The organism is Haloarcula sp. H-hyl6 (assembly GCF_056934455.1).
Genome location: NZ_JBRIIK010000001.1, coordinates 68,303 through 88,025, shown reverse-complemented (window position 1 = coordinate 88,025; position 19,723 = coordinate 68,303). Strand labels below are relative to the sequence as shown.

The window sequence follows — 19,723 nt, the reverse complement described above, 5'->3', positions numbered from 1 at the left end:
GAGAGAGTTCGATTCTGCCTCGTAAACCGTTTTCCCTCTCAGCGTCGCCTACGAGTCGGATTCACTCCGCTCGACCAACGTGATGTGTTTACAGACGAGCAGGGTCGTCTCGTCTTGGTCGGTTACCTCGTACTGATAGACGACGCGGCCGAGCGTGTCGTTGTACTCCTCCGTCTCGACCACTTCCCGGTGGACTGTCAGCGTCGTCCCGATGCCGACCGGATTGACGAACCGGAGCGAGTCGTAGCCGTAGGAGAACGACCGTGGGTTCATGTCGGCTATCAGCGCCTCGGCCACGGAGAACACGAGGTTGCCGTGGGCGATGCGTTCCCCGAAGTCGGACTCCGCGGCCCTCGTCGTGCTCATGTGTAGCGGGTGAAAGTCCCCCGAGAGGCCAGCGAAGTTGACCACGTCGGCCTCCGTAATCGTCCGGGCGGCTTCGACGGTGAACGTCTCGCCCTCCTCTATCTCCTCGAAGTACCGTTCGGTGTCCTTCGACGGTGCTGTCATCGGTCGAGGTACGCCGAGTGCGGCCATAAAACTACGCGCCGGTCGCTCTCAGTCGGCCGTGTGCGTCCGTAGGCGCACGGTCGACGCTTGGCTCTCGCCGGGGGCCAGTTCCTCGGCCGTCCCGTTCTCGACGGCCTCCGCCAGCCCCGCGTTGGGTATCGAGGTGCACGGTTCGAGGCCGACGTTGTAGTTCCGGCCGAAGAAGGGGGCCTCCTCGAACCCGCCGAACGGCTGCCAGTACCAGAGGTACTCGTACAGCGACTCGGGGAACTCGACGGTCACGCCGAGGTCGAGGGCGGGGTTCGAAACGGTGTACCGGCCCACCTCGAGGTCAGCGAGGGCGACGAGGTCGTGGACCCGGTCGTCGGCCGGCGGGAACTCACGGAGGTCGACCGGGCCGTCGTCCGTCTCGCAGACGGGCCACTCGAACGTCTCGCCGGGCGGCAGTCGCGCGGTGTCCGCGGTCTGGTCCGGGTCTACGTGGACCGTCTCGCAGGGCACGGACAGGGTCGCCTCCGGTGCGACCAGCGGTTCTCCCAGCGCGACGTGCTGTAACCACGAGTAGTCCACCGGCACCTCGCCGGTGTTGGTGACCCGTTCTGACACCTCGACGGCGGACTCGCCCGCCGAGAGAGTCACGTCACGTTCGACGTCGAAGGGGTATCTGGTGAGCGAGGTGGTCAGACGGACGGACACCCGGTCCGCCGTCTCTTCGGTCACCCGCGTCTCGAACGGGACGAGGGGCGACTCGCCGTGCAGTCCCAGCGGCGCGCCGTGGGACGCAGAGGGACCGCCGGCGGCCGGCAGGACGCTCTGCCACCCACCGGGGTAGTGGTCGAGAAAGGAGAAGGCGCCGTCCGGCGCGCCGACGGGGCCGTCGGCCGGCGCGCGCCACTCGTGGGGTGCCTCGAACAGCACGTTCGTGTCCGTCCGCTTGTCTACGATTCTGGTCAGGTCGCCCCCCTTGCCGGGGAGCAACTCGACGCGGAGGTGGTCGTTCGAGAGAAAGACTGCGTCGATACCGCGACGCTGGTACTCGTCTGTGACGGTGCAGGCCATGGCGTCGGTTCGGCCCTCCGCCACATAAGTCCCGACGGCCGGGGTTACCGGAACTCCGGCGCGACTTCGTCGCCGAACAGTTCCATCCCACGCGTGTCGGGGAAGTCCAGAAACATCAACTGGAGTTTCTCGAACCCGAGGTCGCGGATGCCCTCTATCTGGGTCGCCACCTGCGAGGGCGTGCCGATGAGCATGCTCCCCTTCTCGCGGGCGTCCTCGGCGTCGTCCAGCGTCTCGTCCATGTCCGACTCCTCGCCCCACGGGAGCGGGAAGATGTCGTCGACGGCCTCCTCGACGGCCGCCTCGTCCTCGCGGACGAGGACGTGTGCGAGCCACGACCGCTCGACGTCGTCGGGGTCACGACCCTCGTTTTCGAGGTACTCCTCGAACTTCCGGACTTTGAAGTCGATGGGCTTTCCCCGGGCCCGGGCGCTGATTTCGACGTTCCACTCGTCGGCGTGGCGGGCGATGAGCCTGAGCATCCGCGGGCCGGCCCCGCCGATGACGATCGGCGGGTGCGGGTCGCTCACGGGCTTGGGGTTGTTCAGGGCCTCGTCGATGGTGAAGTGTTCGCCCTCGAAGGAGGGGACCTTCTCGGTGAACATCGCCTTGGCGACCTGCACGCCTTCCTCCAGCATCTCGATTCGGGTCCCGATGTCGGGGAAGTCGAAGCCGTAGGCGTGATGTTCCTCCTCGTGCCACCCGGCACCGAGACCGAGGCGGAGGCGGCCCTCCGAGAGGATGTCCACCGTCGTCGCCATCTTCGCCAGTAGCGCGGGGTTGCGGTAGGTGATGGACCCGACCAGCGGCCCGATGTCCACGTCGTCTGTGCGTTCTGCCAGCGCGGAGAGGAGCGTCCACACCTCGTACTCCTCGGCTTTCGGCCCGAGCATGAAGTGGTCGGGCGCCCAGAGGCCCTCTAGTCCCGACTCCACCGCGGCGTCCACGCCCTGCAGTACCGTCTCGCGTTCGACAGTGTCGAGCATCGGCGTGTCCCGGTGGACGCCGGCGCCCGCGTAACACTGTACCATCCAGTCGAACTGCATAGCCTGACTGCGGCGGGCAGTCGAATAATTGTTTGGGCGCACCGGCGGTCTACGGGCATAGCTTATACCCCCGGCCACCGAGTGGGTGCGTATGAGCGACCCGACAGTCGGTGACCTGTGCGAGCGGTACGAACAGCTGTACCCCGGTGCCGTCGTGGACGTACTGGACGACAGGGGGTACGAGGACCAGACGCTATCGCCCGACGTCGCACCGCTTCGGGACGGAATGACGACGGCTGGAATCGCCTACCCCGTCGTCGGCCGGCCTAACCGGAGCGTCGACCCGGACGAGAACATGCGCAACATCCTGCGGATGCTCGGGGACGCGCCGGAACACGCCGTCCTCACCTACCAGACGAACGACGACAGGGCGGCCCACCTCGGCGAACTCTCCGTCGTCTCGCTGAAGGGCCAGGGCGCTCGTGGGGCCGTCATCGACGGCGGCGTCCGGGACGTGGCCTACATCCTCGAAGAGGAGTTCCCGGTGTTCTCTCGTTATCGGACCCCCGCGGACGCCGTCCCGCGGTGGGAGATTCTGGAGTGGGGGACCGAGGCTGTCGTGGGCGGCGTCGCCGTCTCGGCGGGCGACGTGGTGCTCGGGGACCACGACGGCGTCGTGGTCGTCCCCGAATCCCTCCGCGTCTCCGTCCTCGAAGAGGCCGAGGAACTGGCCGACACCGAGAACGAGGTTCGGGAGGCCGTCCGGTCCGGGACGGCACCGCTCGACGCCTACGACGAGTACGGCGTGTTCTGACCCGCCTCAGAGGCCGCTGTGAGCCAACCAGCCACCGTCGACGGGGAGGTTCGCACCGGTGATGAACCCGGCCTCGTCGCTCGCGAGGAACACGGCGGCGTCGCCGACGTCTTCTGGTTTCCCGAACCGAGGGAGGAGGGTCTGCTCGCGGGACTTCGCCATGTCCTCCTCGGTGACGATGTCCTGTAGCGGCGTCTCGACGTATCCGGGGTTGACGCAGTTCACGCGGACGTTGTCGTCGCCCAGTTCCATCGCCAAGTCCCGCGTCATGTTGACGACGCCGCCCTTCGCGGCGGCGTAGGGCGGGCCACCGCCCCCCTCGAACCCGCGGACCGACCCGACGTTGATTATCTGGCCCTCGCTCTCCTTGAGGTGCGGAATCGCGTACTTCGCGGCGTAGAACGCCCCGCTCAGGTCGACGTCGATGGACCGCTGCCACTCCTCGACGCTCGTGGTCTGTGAGTCCCCGACTATCTGGATGCCGGCGTTGTTCACGAGGACGTCGACGCCGCCGTAGGTGTCGACGGTCGTCTCGACCATCGCCTCGACGCTCTCCGGGTCGCCGACGTCCGTCTCGACGTACGTCCCATCGCCGGCCGTCTCCTCGCTGACGAGTTCGTCCGTCGGCGTCGTGACGTCCGTGTCGTACTTCTCGCCCTGTTTGGGGTCGCGGCGCACGTCCGCGACGACGACGTTCGCCCCCTCCTCGCCGAATCGCTTCGCGATGCCGCGGCCGATGCCGCTTGCCGCACCTGTCACTATCACCGTTCGGTCGGCGTGTCTCTCGTCCGCCATACGTGGTTCTCACCGGCCACAGACTTAACAGTAGGTCCCGCGCGAAACCGTGGTTCAGGCGCTTCACTCGTGTCGAATCGCGTTGAGCATCCCGTTCAGGTAGCCGACGGCGTGGGCACGGCCGCGGTGTTCCCAGTCGGTGTCGCCCTCGACGTGTGGGACGTGGTCGGGGATGACGAGGCCCGAGAACCCCACCTCGTCGAGGAGCGAGAGCATCTCGTAGGCGTCGTAGTTGCCTTGGTCGACGAACGTCTCGTTGAACTTCGGCACGGTACCCTCCACGTCGCGGAAGTGGACGTAGAAGATTTCGTCTCGCTCACCGAAGTAGCGGACGACTTCTTCTAAGTCCTCGCCCATCTCGGACCAGCACCCGAAGCAGAACTCCAGTCCGTGGTTGTCGCTGGGAACGAGTTCCATGGCCCGCTTGAAGTTCTCGAAGTTGCGGAACAGTTGCGGGATGCCCCCGAGCGACGGTACCGGCGGGTCGTTGGGGTGCAGACACACCTTGACCCCGGCCTCCTCGGCGACCGGCAGGAGTTCACCGAGGAAGTACTCGTAGTTCTCCCACAGTTCGGTCTCGGTGTACTCCCGGTCGTGTGTGAGGTCGTCCGAGACGGCGTCCATGTCGAACCCCGACGCGCCGGCCCCGCCGCGGACGGTGACGTCGGTGTTGCGCCAGACGCCGCTGGGCATCCAGTGGTAGCCGAACATCGGGATGCCGGCGCGGCCGATGTTGCGGATAGTCGTCTTGACGTGTTCCATCTGTTCCTCCTTGCCCTCCTTCCCGAGCATGATTCTGTCGTAGAAGGAGATTGGGATGTTCTCGATAGCGTTCAGGCGGAGGCCCGCCGACTCGACGCGTTCGCGGAGTTCCACGAGGTTCTCGTAGGCCCACTCCTCGTCTCCTTCGAGGGGAATCCGCTCGTCGTCCGGCATGTGCGGATAGTCCGGCGAGTACCGGTACATGTTCAGGAGGATATCGTCGACGCCCAACTGCTTGCAGAAGCGGAGTTTCTCCTCGGTGGGGTCCATGAACTGTCCGAGGCCGACGCGCATCGGGAGGCTGTCGAAGTCGACTCTCCCGGAGCCGGCGTCGCTATCGACTTGCTGGCACATACCTAGACCACCCCGAAGACGGGCATAAGTGTTACTCGCGCTGAAGCCCGACGCCGCGGTCAGTCCAGCAGGTCTGCCGCGCGGTCGGCGGCGTCGGCGAGGCCCGCCTCGACCGACGTCGACTGTTCGACCACCACGGCGTCGACCATCTCGTTCAGAATCTCGTTCAGGTCGGTATACTCCGGAATCCGCGGAAGCGTGTTGACCGGGCCGGTGTTTATCGCTTCGAGCATCGAGTAGAACGAGTTCGACCGGAGAATCTCCGGGTCCCGCCACGTCGAGAAGCGGGTCCCCGAGGCGCCTTCGAGCGTGGTGATGCGGTCGTTCTCGGGCTTGGCGGCGTGGCGGAGGAAGTCGTACGCGAGGTCGGGGTGCTCGCTCCCCGCCGGGACGGTCAGGCCGTAACAGACGGTGAGCGACGTGTGTTCGCCCTCCGGCGCGTCGGCCCGCGGGACGAGACCGTAGTTCGTGTGGCCGAACACGGCCGAGTCGGGGGCCTCGGCCATCGCGCCGAACCCCGACCAGTTCCACATCATCGCGGCCTTCCCGTCGGCGTAGAACTGCCCGGCCTCGACGCTCTCCATCTCGACGGCCTCTGGCGGGACCACCTCGTGGTCGTGTATCAGGTCGTGGTAGAACTGGAGCGCCTCGCGGCCCTCGGGGCTGTCGAAGGCCGGATTCCCCTCGTCGTCGAGTAACTCGCCGCCGCGACTCCACAACTGGATGGCGAAGTCGTAGACGTCGTTGTGGCCGTCGGGTTTCGCCGCGACGACGGTGCCCCACATGTCTTCGTCGGGCCGCGTGAAAAAGTCGGCCACCTCCAGAAACTCGTCCCACGTACGCGGGACGGAGAGCGGTCGGCCGTACGCCTCGCGGAACGCACGCTGTTCCTCGACGTCCTCGAAGCAGTCCTCGCGGTAGTGGAATATCTCCGGCCCGTCGTGGTACGGTACCCCGTAGGTCGTGCCCTCGTAGGCCATCAGGTCGCGCAAGCTCTCTGCCCACCCTTCGGGCCACCCTTCCGGCGGTCGGTCGGTCAGGTGGTCGTCGAGGGGGCGCACGTACCCCGACTCGGCGGCCATCGGGAGCCAGTCGCTCAGACAGAGGAACAGGTCGTACGTCCCGTCCGCGATGTCGCCCGTCTCCAGCAACTCCTCGTGAATCTCCGGGAGCGGTCGGTGCTCGCGCTCGAAGGTGACGTCGGCGTCCGTCGTCTCGGCGAACGAGTCCATCTGGCGCTGGAGCGCGTTCTCGAACCCCTCGAACGGTCGCCCGACGAGTCGTAGCGTCGGCATGGGTGGACTGACCACGCTCTCGACATTAACTGTACCGTCGGGACCAACGTTTATCGCCCCTCGCGTGCGTGTAATGCCATGGAGCGGGCACTCGACGGTGTGACCATCGCGGACTTCACACAGATGATGCAGGGACCGTGGGCGACTCAGAAACTCGGCGACATGGGCGCGGACGTGCGAAAGGTCGAGCGCCTCGGCGGGGAGTGGGAGCGGACCCTGCGCGCCGGCGGGGAGTTGCTCGACGGGGTCAGTCCCTTCTTCCTCGCCATGAACCGCAACAAGCGAAGCATCACGCTGGACCTCAAATCGGACGCGGGCAGGGAGGTGGCCCTCGACGTCGCCGCCGACGCCGACGTACTGGTCGAGAACTTCCGTCCGGGCGTCATGGACTCGTTCGGCCTCGGCTACGACGACGTTCGGGACGTCAACCCCGAGATAATCTACGTCTCGGCGTCGGGGTTCGGCCGCGACGGGCCGTACGTCGACAGACCGGGACAGGACCTGCTCCTCCAGTCGATGAGCGGGCTGGCGAACTACACCGGGCGCAAGGACGACCCGCCGACGCCGGCGGGCACGGCCGTCGTCGACGAACACGCCGCGATGCTCATCGCCTTGCACACGATGTTCGCGCTGTTCCACCGCGAACGGACCGGACAGGGCCAACGGGTCGACGCGAACCTCCTCGACGCCGCCATCGACTTCCAGTGTCAGGAGATTACGGCCGACTTGAACATGGACGTCGAGTTCGAGCGCAGCGAGGAGGGCATCGCGCAGGCGTGGCTGGGCGGCCCCTACGGCGTCTACGAGACGGCGGACGGTCACGTCGCCATCGCGATGGCCCCGATGGAGACGCTGGCCGAGACGCTCTCGCTGCCCGAACTGACCCAGTACGACACGCCCGAAGCGACGTTCGACCACCGCGACGAGATAAAGCGCACGCTGGAATCCTACACACGGGAGCGAGACTCCGAGGCGTTGCTGGAGACGCTCCTCGAAGCGGACGTCTGGGCCGCCGAGGTCAACGACTTCGCCGACGTGGCCGCCGACCCGCAGGTCGAGCACAACGGGACGCTCATCGAACTCGACCACCCGGAGGAGGGGACGTTCACCACCGTCGGCGTCCCGGTGGAGATGTCCGAGACGCCCGGTGACGTTCGGTCACCGCCGCCGCTCCCCGGCCAGCACACGGGGGAGATTCTGGCGGAACTCGGCTACGACCAGAGCGAACGGGACCGACTCGCGTCGGAGGGGGTCGTCGGTGGCCGCGTCGAGTGACCGCAGACGTCGGGGCCGACCCCTCGGTACGTTCGAGCGTTCCGGGAGGAAACGGACGGTATGACGCGAACCGACGACCGCTATCGGTCGGCGTCCCGGGCCCTCACCGCCCGCGTCGAGACGACCCTCGACGAGACGGGTGAGGCGTTCCCGTACGTCTACGACAGAGATGCCGGCGAGTGGGAGACGACGACGAACGGCAACTGGTGTGGGGGTCACTGGGTGGGCCTGCTCTGGTTCGCGGCCGCACGGGCCGACGACCCGGCGACGGCAGAGCGGTTCGAGCGTGCGGCCCGCGAGCACACCGAGACGGTGCGGGCGTACATGCCCCGAGACTCGATGTTCTGCGGGATGAACTTCCACTATGCCGGCTTTCGCGGGTACGACCACGCCGGCGACCGGTCGCTGTTCGGCCTCGGACTCGAAGGGGCTGACGCGATGGTCGCGGCCTACCACGAGGGCGCGCGGCAGATTCCGCTCGGAAAACTCGCCATCGAGGGCCCCGAGCAGTTCCGCGGGCCGGAGTCCAGCCACGGTCCGCCCGGCGACCGAATCGGTGCCGTCGACAACCTCTACACCGCCGTCTCGACGCTCTGGCGAGCGTACGCGGAGACCAACGACCCGACGTTCCGCGACGTGGCCGTCTCCCACGCCGACCGCCATCTGGACTGGTACGTTCGCGAGGACGGCCGGACGTGGCACCACGCCGTCTTCGACGAGTCCGGGGCGCTCGAACGGCAGTACAACGAACTGGCCCACAGTGACGAGAGTTGCTGGGCGCGCGGGCAGGGGTGGAGCATCGCCGGCCTCGCCGCCGCCTACGCGGCCACCGGTGCTGGTCGGTACCGTGCGGCCCTCGAAGCGAACGTCGAGTACTACCGGGCCAACGCGCCCGAGGACCGCGTTCCCCACTGGGACTTCGAGGTCCCCGACCCGGAGACGGAGCCACGCGACACGAGTGCGGCGGCCCTCGCGGCGTACGGCCTGCTCACGCTCTTACCCGAGGACGATACCGTTGCCGACCTCCGGGCGTTCGGGCGCGAAATCCTCGACTCGCTGGTCGAGGACTACCTCGTCACGGACCCGGAAGACCACCTGTACGGGCAGGTCCGACACGGCTGTTTCAACCGACCGGGTGAGTACGCCGTCGACACCGAACTCGTCTGGACGACGTACTATCTCGCCCGGACGCTGTCACGGGTGACCGCCGACGGATGACCGGGCCGTGGACCGGGTACGCGTTGCCCGCGGACCCGACCGGGTACGACGCGCTCCGAGAGGGGTTCGAGTGGCAGATACCCGACCGCTACAACGTCGCCGACCACGTCCTGTCCGGCGACCCGGAGGCCGTCGCCCTCCGGCACGTTCCGGCGGAGCGAGAAGACCGAGACGGCCCGACGACGGTCACCTACGGCGAGTTGGACGAGGCGTCGGCGGCGATGGCCACCAGACTCCGCGAGGACGGCGTCACCGCCGGTGACCGCGTCGCCGTGTGTCTCCCGCAGTGTCCCGAACTCGTCGTGACACACATCGCCGTGTTCCGCCTCGGCGGAGTCGTCGTCCCGGTTTCGCTGTTACTCGGCGACGACGCCTTCGCTCACGTCCTCGACCACGCACAGGTCTCGGCACTCGTCGTCGACGACGGGCACTGGCCGCCGAGCGAGACGGTCGAATCGGTCGCCCCGTCGACGGTCCTGTCGGTCGCTGTGGACGACGCCCCCTCTCCACTCGGCGGCCTGCGCCCTCACGTCGACGGGAACGGGACGACCGACGCGCCGCTGGTTGAGACGACGGCCCCGGAGGACCCGGCGCTGGTGCTGTACACCTCCGGGACGACGAGCGACCCGAAAGGCGTAGTGCAGGGCCACCAGTACCTACTCGGGTCGCTCCCGGGCTATCACTGCTGGTTCGACCTGTTCGACCCGGGCGACGCGCGACGGGCGCGGGTGTGGACGCCCTCCGAGTGGGCGTGGGCCGGCGCCCTCTTCGACGTCGTCTTCCCCACCCTCGCACTGGGCGGCACCGTCGTCTCCTCGGTTCGCCGGTCGGGGTTCGACCCGGAGGGTGCCCTCGGCCTCCTCGCCGACCAGGCCGTCACCCACGCGTTTCTGCCGCCGACGGCGTTGCGCGCGATACGCCGCGAGACCGACCCCTCGCCGGACGACGTGCAGGCGCTGGCGGCCGTGATGTGCGGCGGCGAACACCTCCCCGACAGCCTCGCCGAGTGGGGCGAGCGACGACTCGGCGCGACGGTCAACGAAGCGTACGGCCAGACCGAGGCGAACGCGCTGGTCGGCGAGTCGAAGGGCCTCTACCCGGGGACGCCGGGGGGCCTCGGCCGACCGTATCCCGGCCACGACGTGGTCGTGGTCGACGACGACGGCGCGCCGGTTCCGACAGGCGAGGCGGGCGAGATAGCCGTCTCGCTTCCGGACCCCGTCGTCATGCAGGGGTACGCCGGCGACGAGGCAGCGACGGCCGCCGTGATGGACGACCGCCTCCTGCGCACCGGCGACGCCGGCCGAGTCGAAGCGGACGGGTCGCTCACTCATCTCGGCCGAACGGACGAACTCGTCGTCACTTCCGGGTATCGCGTCAGCCCCCTCGAAGTCGAGACGGCGCTCGAAGCCCACCCCGCCGTCGAAGCGGCGCTGGTGAGCGGCGAACCCGATAGCGAACGCGGTCAGCGTGTCGTTGCCCGCGTCGTCCCCGCTCCCGACGCGTCCCCGGACGAGAGACTCGTCTCGGAACTGCAAGACGCCGTGACGGCGTCGCTCGGTCCGTACAAACGGCCGCGGCGAGTCGAGTTCGTCTCGTCGCTCCCGACGACGCGCACCGACAAGACCGACCGCTCCGGCGGTGCGGACGGGTGAGCGAAGTGCGAAGACGCCGCTCCGCAGACGCGAGTCCGTCAGGTCTCCTGTACGACGCCCGTCGTCATCCAACACCCGCCGTAGGGCTCGGTGGTCTGGACGGTCTGGAGTTCGAGGTGCCACGTGTACGTCGCGGACTCCGCACCGGTGAACACTGTCACGCGCTGGGTGGCACGGGCCCCGTCGCGCTCCAGCGGTTCGTACGTCACCGTCGAGGCGTTCAGGAGCGGCCCGTACTGCGTCGTCAGGACGTCCACGAACGTCTCGTAGGACCCGACCGTCCGACGGTTGGACGGGGCCGCGAACTGCCACGTCGTGTTGATGCCCTCGTTCGTCGCCGGGTCGTTGTTCCTGAGCGCGTTGACTTGGATGTGGACGACCATGGCGGGCGGACGCTCGCAGGTCGGACGAAGCGAGAGGTATCGCGGCTGAGGGACACCCGAGCGGTTCGTCGGGGCAGTGACGCCTCCCCAGTACCCGCGCCGGTCGTCGCCGCCCGCGATGGACCGGCCGTTCGGTTCGGCCGTCGGCGGCGCGGTAGCCGATTCGGGGACGGGGGCCGCCGTGACAGTCGGCCGCGACTCCGGCGAACTTCGGTCGGCACCGAAGAACGTGCCACACCCTGCCAACGCGACGAAGAGTGCGAAGGCGACGACCGGCAGGGGCGAGTCGGCCAACGACATACCCGCCACACGGCGTCCAGCGACTTCGTTCTATGGATTCGAAATGGAAAAGCCGAAAGTGCATTTTTCGCCCGTCAACAGTTGCGATACACAACATGAGACAAATATAGTTTAGCTATTATTGCCTGATGAACTCTAATCACAAATCTAATGAAAAGCTGTAGCGATTATCGACGGTGGAAGCGAGAACCGGGCTTATGTGAAACAAACATTTTAGTTATCGGAACTCGAAGTCGTGGCAATGATTGACACGAACGTCCCCGCGACGCACTACCTCCAGTCCTTCCGTCAGCACGTCCTCTCGCCGCTGACGACGGCGTTGGAGGTGGTCGAGCGCGAGCGAACGGAAGTCGCCGCCGAAGCGGACGCCTTCGAGGCGTTCGCGGCGGCGGTGGAGGACATCCCGACCGCCGGACCGCAGGCGTGGCAACCAGTCTCGTTCCACACGCCACAGCAGGAGTGCAAGCAACTCGGACGGGTCTGTGAGGCGTACCGCGACACCGTGATGAGCGTCCCCCACTACGACGAGGTGTACGGGGAGTCACTCGTCGAGAACGTGATGCTGGAACTGGGCGAAGAGATGGCGGAGGGGCTCCGCACGAAACAGGGCGGGTTCACCGCGCCGTACAAGCAGGCGCTCGTCCGGACCGCGAACGACGCCGCCGCCGAGCGCCGACGGTTCCTCGATACGCTCGACGACGAGGAGGAGTCGATTTCGGTGGCCAGACAGTCGCTGTCGGACCTCGTCGTCGAACTGGACGGGATGTCCGTCCCACAGTGGTACGAGGCCACGTTCACCGAGACGCTGGAGGGAGTCGTCGCCGACAGACAGCGACACCTCGACAGACAGGTCTCGCTTCCGGGCGAGAACCGCTCCAGTCTCTGTTCGATGCTGTACGACGAGGAACCGTGGACGTTCCCGGTGCTGACCGCGGCCACGCGTGTCCGCGAGATAATCACCACGTCGGACTCGTGAACCGGCGCACGTAGTCCGTCGGGGAGAACGAATACCCGCGTGCGGCTTACTGGTCGTCGTTCTCGGCCAGCCCCTGCGACGGGCCGCCGGAGAAGACGAACTCGTGTTCTGCCTCCGTCTCGAAGCGGTTGAGGATGTCACCCAGCGGCTGGGCGTACCGCTTGAGCCGTTCCGCGCGGGTGGACACCTCGTTGAGTTCGGCGGCCTGTTCCTCGGCGGCACCGGCCACCGTCTCGGACTCGGCCATCATGTCCTCGCTGGTGTCCGCGGCCTCCTGTAGCGTCGTCGCCGTCGCCCGGAACTCCGCCAGAGAGTCGCCCATGTCCACGTCGGGGTTCTCGGCTTCCAGCCGTTCGAGCGTCTCGACGAGACTGTCGAGGTCTTCCGAGAGCGTCTGGAGGCGCTCTTTCTGGTCGTAGGCGTCGTCGGATATCTTCTGGACGGACTCGGCGACCTGTTCGGAGGCGTCGCGGACCGACTCCGCGCTCGTGAGCACGACGTCTCCGGAGTCGGCGACGTCGTCGGCGAAGCTCTTGAGTTGGCCGACGGTCTTCTCCAGTTCGTTGACCATGCCGTTGAACTCGCTCGCGATGCGGTCCATGGCCTCGTTCTCGCCGTCGGTGTCCATCCGTTCGGTGAGGTTGCCGGCGGCCGTCTCCTCCATCACCTCGGAGAACTCCTCGGCCTTCTCTTGGAGGTAGTTGTTGACCTCCATCGCCTCGGCGCGGGAGACTTCCGCCTCCTTCTGAGCGCGTTCGGCCTCGTCTATCTGCTGTTTGAGCGCGTCGCGCATGTCGCCGAACCCGTCGTAGAGGCGGCCGATGTTGTCGATGCGGTCGGTGGAGATGTCCACGTCCAAGTTCCCCTGTCGCATCTGTTCGGTCTTGCTGGTGAGTCGGTCGATGGACGTCGCGGTGTTGTACCCCAGCGCCGCGCCGACGCCGCCGATGAGGAGGACCATCAGCGCGGTGCCGACGAGGCCGTACATCTGGACGTTCTCGACGAAGCCGAAGACGGCCGAATACGGCGCGTGGACCAGCACGACCCAGTCCGTCCCCGCAATCGGGGAGTAGCCGACGGTGTACTGCTCGTCGAGGACGTCCCCCGCGGGCATGGTGGCCGCGACGCCGGCATCCTGTTCGGCGCCGCGGAGTTCGTTCGCCGCGACGATTGGCTCGGTCGCTTCGCCGCCGGAGGCGTACGGTTGGAGGGTCGCGTCGCCCACGCCGCCGTCCGCCCCCTCGTCGAACATCACGACGTTGGACGCGTTGACTACCTGCGTGAACCCGCCGTCGGCCCGTTCGGAGCCCTGAAGGGACTCCGTGATGCCGGCGATAGAGTACTCGATGACGACGTAGCGGTTCTGCGTCGCGTCTACGGGACTCATGAACCCGACGACGGGGCCGGTCTGGGTCTGGTAGACGCTCGAGTGCGTGACCTCGCCCGCGCGGTCGAACTGGATGTCGGTGGTCCAGCCGCGATTGACCCGTGAGACGTTCGTCCCGGCGCTCAGCGAGGAACTCGCGACGATGGTCGTGCCCGTCAACTCGCGCTCGACGAGGTGGACGCTAGCCACGTCGGCCGACAGCCCCGCCTCGCGGTTCCGAAGTTCCGCTCGCAAGTCCTCGCTGTCGTCCGACGTCCAGACGTCGCTGGAGGAGACGAACTGTGCGGAGAGGCGGTTGCGCTCGAACCACTGTTCGATGATGTCGCCCTCCTGTGCGGCGACGCCGCGGTACTCATCGGTCACTTGGGTCTCGGTGTACGTCCGAATCTGGTCGGTCGCCAAGAGCCCCATCGCACCGACCGAGAGCGCCATCACGACCAGCACGATGGCGAACTTCAGCGCGAAGTTCCGCCGGATGGCGTCCGGTACGATTGTCGCGAGAACTCCGCCGCTCGCGTCGTCCCTGCCCGATGCCCCTGCCGAAGGTGTGTCCTGTCCACTCATGGTTAGTTCCCGCCCAGCGAGCAGCTCGCCGCTGGTCCCTCGGAACACGAGTACATCGCGTCCCGCGTCGTCTCGACGAGGTCGTAGTATCGCCCGAAGTCCTGCTGGTTCCCGGGTCGACCTCTGACCACGGGCACCGGCCGCATCGACTGATGGTCACACGCTCGCATGGTCTGTGCCCCGATGCCGGCGGCGTACTCCCACCCTTCCAGCGCCGAGATGACCTCCTCCGGATCGAACGTTCCCGCGCGGGCGACGGCGTGTGCGTACTGGAGCGTCTGGGTGTACGCGACGTGGGCCGGTCCGGACGGTATCGAGGACGAGGCCGACCCCGTTCCGCCGCTGTACTCGCTGCTGAACGCCGACTGGAACTGTTCGGACAGCGGCGTCTCGATGGAGGGGTCCCACGCGATGGTCCCGATGACGTCCTCGATGGCCCCGCCCGCCGTCTGGGCCACGGCCCGCGTGTACAGCGGGATGACCACGTTCTCCTCGGGGAAGGACTCTCGGACCGCACGCACCGCGTTCGCGGCGTCGAGGCCCCGGAGGTTCAGGACGAGAACGTCCTCGTCGGCGCTCTCGATGTCGGACATGTACTGGTCGAAGTCCCGCGTCCCGAGTTGGGCGCTCAGACTGCCCACGGGGTGCCACCCGGCCTCTGTGAGGAACTCCTTCATCTCTGTCCGCTGGGCGTACCCCCAGTCGTCCTGCGAGTACATCTGGAAGAAGTTGACGTCCTCGCCGAACTCCTCGACGAGGACCGGTGTGAGCGCCTTCGCGGTCATGTAGGCGTTGAACATCTCCCGGAAGGTCCAGCGGTTGCAGTTCCCGCCCGTCAGTTTGTCGAGGTGGGCCATCGTCGACATGTATACGACCTGATTCTCGGCGGCCACCTCCTGATGGACGAGGCCCGTGTCGCTCGTGGAACCTCCAGAGAGCATGATGGCGTCGTCGTTCGACACCATCGACTCCGCCGAGTTGCGCGCCACCTCCGGGTCGCTCTGGGTGTCGCTGACCGTCGCTTCCACAGTCTTGCCGAGCAAGCCGTCGCCGCCCAGTTGCCGGAAGTACTCGTTGTCCACCCACCCCCCACCCTCGTTGAGGTGCTTCACCGCGAGGCGGTGGCCACGGAGTTCCTCCTCGCCGGCCGTCGAGAACGGTCCTGACCGGGCGACGTTGAACCCGAAGGTGACCGTGTCTCCGGTAACTGGAAAGTTTCCGATACGTTCGGCGGTCGGCGTCCCCCCGCCCCCGCCACCGCCACAACCGGCGAGTCCGGCGATTCCCGCCACACCGGCCGCTCTGAGAAATCTGCGCCGAGAAACCGACGACTCGTTGTTCACTGACCTGCGACCCATAGCATGATGTGTAAAATATGGGTACAAAAGCCTTTGGAGATTATTAATAACTGGGTAACAATTTCGACATACGGTGCCACCTGCGCCGACCGTCGCTCGTCGTCAACCGGACTCTCAGGGATTTATACCGGCCGGGCGACGAGGACGCCACATGACTGACCTGGTCACGTTCGGAGAAACGATGCTCCGGCTATCCCCGCCGGACGAGGAACGCCTCGAAACTGCCGACCAGTACAACGTCCGTGCCGCCGGTGCCGAGTCGAACGTCGCCGTCGCGGCACAGCGACTCGGCCTCGACGCCGTCTGGACCTCGAAGCTCCCGGACTCGTCGGTCGGCCGGCGAGTCGTCGGCGAACTCCGCAACCACGGCGTCTCCGTGGACGTCGTTTGGGACGACAGCGAGGGCGCTCGACAGGGGACCTACTACCTCGAACAGGGCCAACCGCCGCGAGGGAACGAGGTCATCTACGACCGGGCCGGTGCGAGCGTGACGACGGCGTCGACTGCCGAACTGCCCACCGAAACCGTCGAGAACGCGACGGGGTTCCACACGACCGGTATCACCCCCGCGCTCTCGGAGACGCTCGAACAGACGACGGCCGACCTGCTCGCCCGGGCGCAGGACGCCGACACCGTGACGAGTTTCGACCTCAACTACCGCTCGAAGCTCTGGACCCCCGCCGAGGCGAAAGCGGTTCTGACGGACCTGTTCCCGGACGTCGACGTCCTCGTCGTCGCTCGACGGGACGCCGAGACGGTGCTGGACCGGACCGGCGACGCCGAGTCCGTGGCCCGCGGACTGGCCAACGACTACGGCTTCGACGTGACCGTCGTCACCCGCGGGGCCGAGGGTGCTCTCGCGCTCGCCGACGGCGAGGTGTACGAACAGCCGACCTACGAGGCCTCGAACGCGCATCCGGTCGGAACGGGCGACTCCTTCGTGGGCGGGTTCCTCTCGCAGTACCTCGCCGGCGAGTCCGTCGCCGACGGGTTGGCGTGGGGTGCGGCCACCGCCGCGCTGAAGCGTTCGGTGCCCGGTGACATCGCCGTCGTCTCGCCGAGCGAAGTCCGCGAAGTCATCGCCGGCGACACGACCGAAATCTCTCGCTGACGCCCTTCGAGGCCGGCGATTCTGGCGGCGTCCGGCAAGCTTCTTATCCCCCGCCTCGGTACGGACAGGTATGAATCATCGAACCGTCCGTCCACTTGCGTTTTCGGGGGTATCGAGCGATGCGTAGCGCGAAAATCGTCTGTACGCTGGGTCCGGCCAGCGAGTCGGTCGACCAGATAGCGTCCCTCGCCGAGGCGGGGATGTCTGTGGCCCGACTCAACGCCAGTCACGGCTCCCCCGAACACCGGCGGACGATGATAGACCGCATCCGAGAGGTCGACGAAATCGTCGATACGCCGGTGGCGTCGATGCTAGACATGCCCGGGCCGGAGGTCCGAACCGCGCCCGTACGCGAACCAATCCAACTCGAAGAGGGGACGACCGTCCGCTTCGTCGTCGGCGACGAGGCGACCCCCGAGGAGGTCGGACTCTCACAGTCCATCACGAGCGTCGTCCCGGGCGACCGGGTCCTCTTGGACGACGGCCGCATCGAGACGACGGTGGACCGCGTCGAGGACGACGTGGTGTACGCCGACGTCGAGAACGGCGGCGAACTCGGTGCCAGAAAGGGCGTCAACGTCCCCGGCGTCGAACTGGGGCTCCCCACCATCACCGAGAACGACGAACAGGAACTCGACGTCGCCGCCGAGATGGAACCGGACTTCGTCGCGGCGTCGTTCGTCCGCGACGGTGACGCCATCTACGAAATCAATCAGGCGCTCGAAGACCGGGGCGTCGACATCCCCATCATCGCCAAAATCGAGCGCGCCGGGGCTGTCGAGAACTTAGAGTCCATCATCGACGCGGCCTACGGCATCATGGTCGCCCGCGGTGACCTCGGCGTGGAGTGCCCGCTGGAAGACGTGCCCATCATCCAGAAGCGCATCATCCGGAAGTGCCACCAGGCCGGCGTCCCCGTCATCACCGCCACGGAGATGCTGGATTCGATGGTCCACTCTCGCCGCCCGACCCGCGCGGAGGCGTCCGACGTCGCGAACGCCGTCCTCGACGGCACCGACGCCGTCATGCTCTCTGGCGAGACGGCCATCGGCGACCACCCGACCCGTGTCGTCGAGACGATGGACCGCATCGTCCGCGACGTCGAACAGAGCGACGAGTACGCCGAGTCCCGCGAACAGCGAGTCCCGAACGCCGGCGGCACCCGGACCGACGCGCTGGCCCGGTCCGCCCGGTTCCTCGCCCGCGACATCGGTGCGTCGGCGGTCGTCGCCGCCTCCGAGTCCGGCTACACCGCGCTCAAGGCCGCGAAGTACCGCCCCTCCATCCCCATCGTGGCCTCGACGCCCAGCGAGCAGGTTCGGCGGCGACTCGCGCTCTCGTGGGGAATAACCCCAGTCACCACCCAGTACACCACCGACGGGGCCGACGCCATCATCCAGAACGCGGTCCAGTCGGCCCTCGAGACGGAGGCCGCGGACGGCGGCGACACCGTCGTCGTCCTCTCGGGGATGATGACCGAACTCGAAGGCATGAACACGGCCAACATGCTGAAGGTCCACGTGGCCGCCGAGACGGTCGCGAACGGTCGCTCGGTCGTCGACGGACTCGTCACCGGCCCGGTGTACCGCGTCGAAGACGGTGACATCACCGAGGCACCCGACGGCGCTATCCTCGCCATCCCCGAAGGGTTCGAGGGCGAGTTCACCGGCGACACTCAACGGGTCGGCGGCATCGTCGACGCCCACGGGGGGATTACGAGCTACGCCGCTATCGTCGCCCGCGAACTCTCCATCCCCATGATATCGGACGCCGTCGTTCCCGAAACTGTCGAATCGGGCGCAGTCGTGACGCTCGACGCCGAACGCGGCGTCCTCTACGAGGAGGCCATCGGCCGCGAACGACTCGACGACGACGCACGGTAACACGGACGTACTCGAATCTGTGTTATTAAGTAGCGGAAGAGCGACCTACCGACCAACATGGGCGCATACGCAGGGGTCGACCTCGGCGCGACACACATCCGCGCTGTCATCGGCGACGCGTCTGGAACGCCGATAGCGTCGTTCAAGCGCGAGACACCGCGCGGCCCGAACGGCATCGCCGTCACCGAAGCGGTGCTCGACGCGCTACGCGAGGCGTGTTCCGCCGCCGACGTGGCACCGACCGACGTCACCGCGGCCGGAATCGGGTCGTTCGGGCCGCTCGACCTTGCGGAGGGCGTCGTCGAGAACCCGGCGAACCTCCCCGACACTATCGACCGCATCCCGCTGACCGGTCCCGTCGAAAACCTTCTCGGCACCTCGCGGGTCTATCTCCACAACGACGCGAACGCCGGCGTCATCGGCGAACGGTACTACTCCGACCGCAACCCCGACGACATGGTCTACCTGACCATCTCCTCGGGTATCGGGGCCGGCGTCGCCGTCGACGGCAACATCCTCAGCGGGTGGGACGGCAACGCCGGCGAGGTCGGTCACCTCACCATCGACCCGCACGGGTTCATGACCTGTGGCTGTGGTCACGACGGCCACTGGGAGGCCTACTGCTCGGGAGAGAACATCCCCCGATACGCGACCCAACTCCACCGCGAGGACCCAGTCGAGACGGCGCTCCCGATAGACACCGAGGGGTTCGACGCCGCAGACGTCTTCGCGTACGCCGGCGAGGACGACTTCGCCTCGCACGTCCTCGAACAGATATGCCACTGGAACGCCATCGGCGTCGCCAACATCGTCCACTCGTACGCACCGCTGGTCGTCTACGTCGGGGGTGCCGTCGCCATCAACAACCCCGAACAGGTCCTCGAACCGATACGGAACCGCCTCGACGACATGGTGATGTCGAACATCCCCGACATCCAGTTGACGACGCTCGGGGACGACGTGGTCGTCCGCGGCGCACTCGCCTCGGCGCTGACCGAGGGGACGGGCGACCCGGCCCGCGGCGTCTGAGTTCTCTCC

At 67.1% G+C, this 19,723-nt stretch carries 17 protein-coding genes; 8 read left to right on the top strand and 9 right to left on the bottom strand.

Going from position 1 to position 19,723, the window contains the following annotated elements; translation table 11 throughout:
- Nucleotides 1-48: 48 nt before the first annotated feature.
- Genes Hhyl6_RS00360 through Hhyl6_RS00350 form a run of 3 tightly spaced genes read right to left on the bottom strand, consistent with a single transcriptional unit; the run spans nt 49 to nt 2,615 of the window.
- On the bottom strand, nt 49-510 hold the full coding sequence (locus Hhyl6_RS00360; protein ID WP_483737231.1) for a MaoC family dehydratase: 462 nt from the start codon (nt 508-510) through the stop codon (nt 49-51).
- 48 nt (nt 511-558) lie between these two features.
- Complete coding sequence (locus Hhyl6_RS00355) at nt 559-1,569, bottom strand: aldose 1-epimerase (protein ID WP_483737230.1); 1,011 nt, start codon at nt 1,567-1,569, stop codon at nt 559-561.
- Nucleotides 1,570-1,613: 44 nt separating this feature from the next.
- A complete protein-coding gene (locus Hhyl6_RS00350; protein ID WP_483737229.1) occupies nt 1,614-2,615 on the bottom strand; it encodes an LLM class flavin-dependent oxidoreductase in 1,002 nt (333 codons plus the stop codon).
- Between the two features lie 91 nt (nt 2,616-2,706).
- On the opposite strand from Hhyl6_RS00350, the gene Hhyl6_RS00345 reads away from it, so the two are divergent.
- Complete coding sequence (locus tag Hhyl6_RS00345; RefSeq protein ID WP_483737228.1) at nt 2,707-3,369, top strand: RraA family protein; 663 nt, start codon at nt 2,707-2,709, stop codon at nt 3,367-3,369.
- Between the two features lie 6 nt (nt 3,370-3,375).
- Here the strand turns inward: Hhyl6_RS00345 and Hhyl6_RS00340 are convergent, their stop codons facing one another.
- The 3 genes from Hhyl6_RS00340 to Hhyl6_RS00330 all read right to left on the bottom strand — a co-directional run bounded on the left by Hhyl6_RS00340 (nt 3,376) and on the right by Hhyl6_RS00330 (nt 6,575).
- Nucleotides 3,376-4,164: an SDR family NAD(P)-dependent oxidoreductase gene (locus tag Hhyl6_RS00340; protein ID WP_483737227.1), complete on the bottom strand. Its 789-nt coding sequence runs from the start codon at nt 4,162-4,164 to the stop codon at nt 3,376-3,378.
- Between the two features lie 63 nt (nt 4,165-4,227).
- Nucleotides 4,228-5,280, bottom strand: a complete 1,053-nt coding sequence (locus tag Hhyl6_RS00335; protein ID WP_483737226.1) for a mannonate dehydratase — start codon at nt 5,278-5,280, stop codon at nt 4,228-4,230.
- 59 nt (nt 5,281-5,339) lie between these two features.
- Nucleotides 5,340-6,575, bottom strand: coding sequence for an ABC transporter substrate-binding protein (locus tag Hhyl6_RS00330; protein ID WP_483737225.1), 1,236 nt, complete (start codon nt 6,573-6,575; stop codon nt 5,340-5,342).
- 78 nt (nt 6,576-6,653) lie between these two features.
- Here Hhyl6_RS00330 and Hhyl6_RS00325 point away from each other — a divergent pair, with 78 nt between their 5' ends.
- The 3 genes from Hhyl6_RS00325 to Hhyl6_RS00315 are packed head-to-tail and all read left to right on the top strand — an operon-like array spanning nt 6,654 to nt 10,723.
- On the top strand, nt 6,654-7,850 hold the full coding sequence (locus tag Hhyl6_RS00325) for a CaiB/BaiF CoA transferase family protein (protein ID WP_483737224.1): 1,197 nt from the start codon (nt 6,654-6,656) through the stop codon (nt 7,848-7,850).
- A gap of 60 nt (nt 7,851-7,910) precedes the next feature.
- Nucleotides 7,911-9,068 carry a glycoside hydrolase family 88 protein gene (locus tag Hhyl6_RS00320; RefSeq protein ID WP_483737223.1) on the top strand — a complete coding sequence of 386 codons (1,158 nt, stop codon included), beginning with the start codon at nt 7,911-7,913 and terminating at the stop codon, nt 9,066-9,068.
- A complete protein-coding gene (locus tag Hhyl6_RS00315) occupies nt 9,065-10,723 on the top strand; it encodes an acetate--CoA ligase (protein ID WP_483737222.1) in 1,659 nt (552 codons plus the stop codon). Before Hhyl6_RS00320 ends, Hhyl6_RS00315 begins: the two co-directional genes overlap by 4 nt.
- A 38-nt stretch (nt 10,724-10,761) precedes the next feature.
- On the opposite strand, the gene Hhyl6_RS00310 is transcribed toward Hhyl6_RS00315, so the two are convergent.
- A complete protein-coding gene (locus Hhyl6_RS00310) occupies nt 10,762-11,406 on the bottom strand; it encodes a DUF4864 domain-containing protein (RefSeq protein ID WP_483737221.1) in 645 nt (214 codons plus the stop codon).
- A gap of 241 nt (nt 11,407-11,647) precedes the next feature.
- Between Hhyl6_RS00310 and Hhyl6_RS00305 the strand changes: the two genes are divergently transcribed.
- A complete protein-coding gene (locus tag Hhyl6_RS00305; RefSeq protein WP_483737220.1) occupies nt 11,648-12,382 on the top strand; it encodes a DUF7260 family protein in 735 nt (244 codons plus the stop codon).
- A 46-nt stretch (nt 12,383-12,428) separates the two neighbouring features.
- Here Hhyl6_RS00305 and Hhyl6_RS00300 read toward each other — a convergent pair whose 3' ends face one another.
- Both Hhyl6_RS00300 and Hhyl6_RS00295 read right to left on the bottom strand, forming a co-directional pair.
- Nucleotides 12,429-14,333 (bottom strand): PDC sensor domain-containing protein, encoded by a 1,905-nt coding sequence (locus Hhyl6_RS00300; protein WP_483737219.1) that lies wholly within the window; start codon nt 14,331-14,333, stop codon nt 12,429-12,431.
- Nucleotides 14,334-14,335: 2 nt separating this feature from the next.
- Nucleotides 14,336-15,691: an ABC transporter substrate-binding protein gene (locus tag Hhyl6_RS00295; RefSeq protein ID WP_483737218.1), complete on the bottom strand. Its 1,356-nt coding sequence runs from the start codon at nt 15,689-15,691 to the stop codon at nt 14,336-14,338.
- 151 nt (nt 15,692-15,842) lie between these two features.
- Here Hhyl6_RS00295 and kdgK1 point away from each other — a divergent pair, with 151 nt between their 5' ends.
- The 3 genes from kdgK1 (at nt 15,843) to Hhyl6_RS00280 (ending at nt 19,714) form a co-directional block, all read left to right on the top strand.
- Entirely contained in the window at nt 15,843-16,802 is a 960-nt protein-coding gene (gene kdgK1 / locus Hhyl6_RS00290; RefSeq protein ID WP_483737217.1) for a bifunctional 2-dehydro-3-deoxygluconokinase/2-dehydro-3-deoxygalactonokinase, read from the top strand.
- 119 nt (nt 16,803-16,921) lie between these two features.
- A complete protein-coding gene (gene pyk, locus Hhyl6_RS00285; RefSeq protein ID WP_483737216.1) occupies nt 16,922-18,685 on the top strand; it encodes a pyruvate kinase in 1,764 nt (587 codons plus the stop codon).
- Between the two features lie 57 nt (nt 18,686-18,742).
- Nucleotides 18,743-19,714: an ROK family protein gene (locus tag Hhyl6_RS00280; protein ID WP_483737215.1), complete on the top strand. Its 972-nt coding sequence runs from the start codon at nt 18,743-18,745 to the stop codon at nt 19,712-19,714.
- Nucleotides 19,715-19,723: the final 9 nt, after the last annotated feature.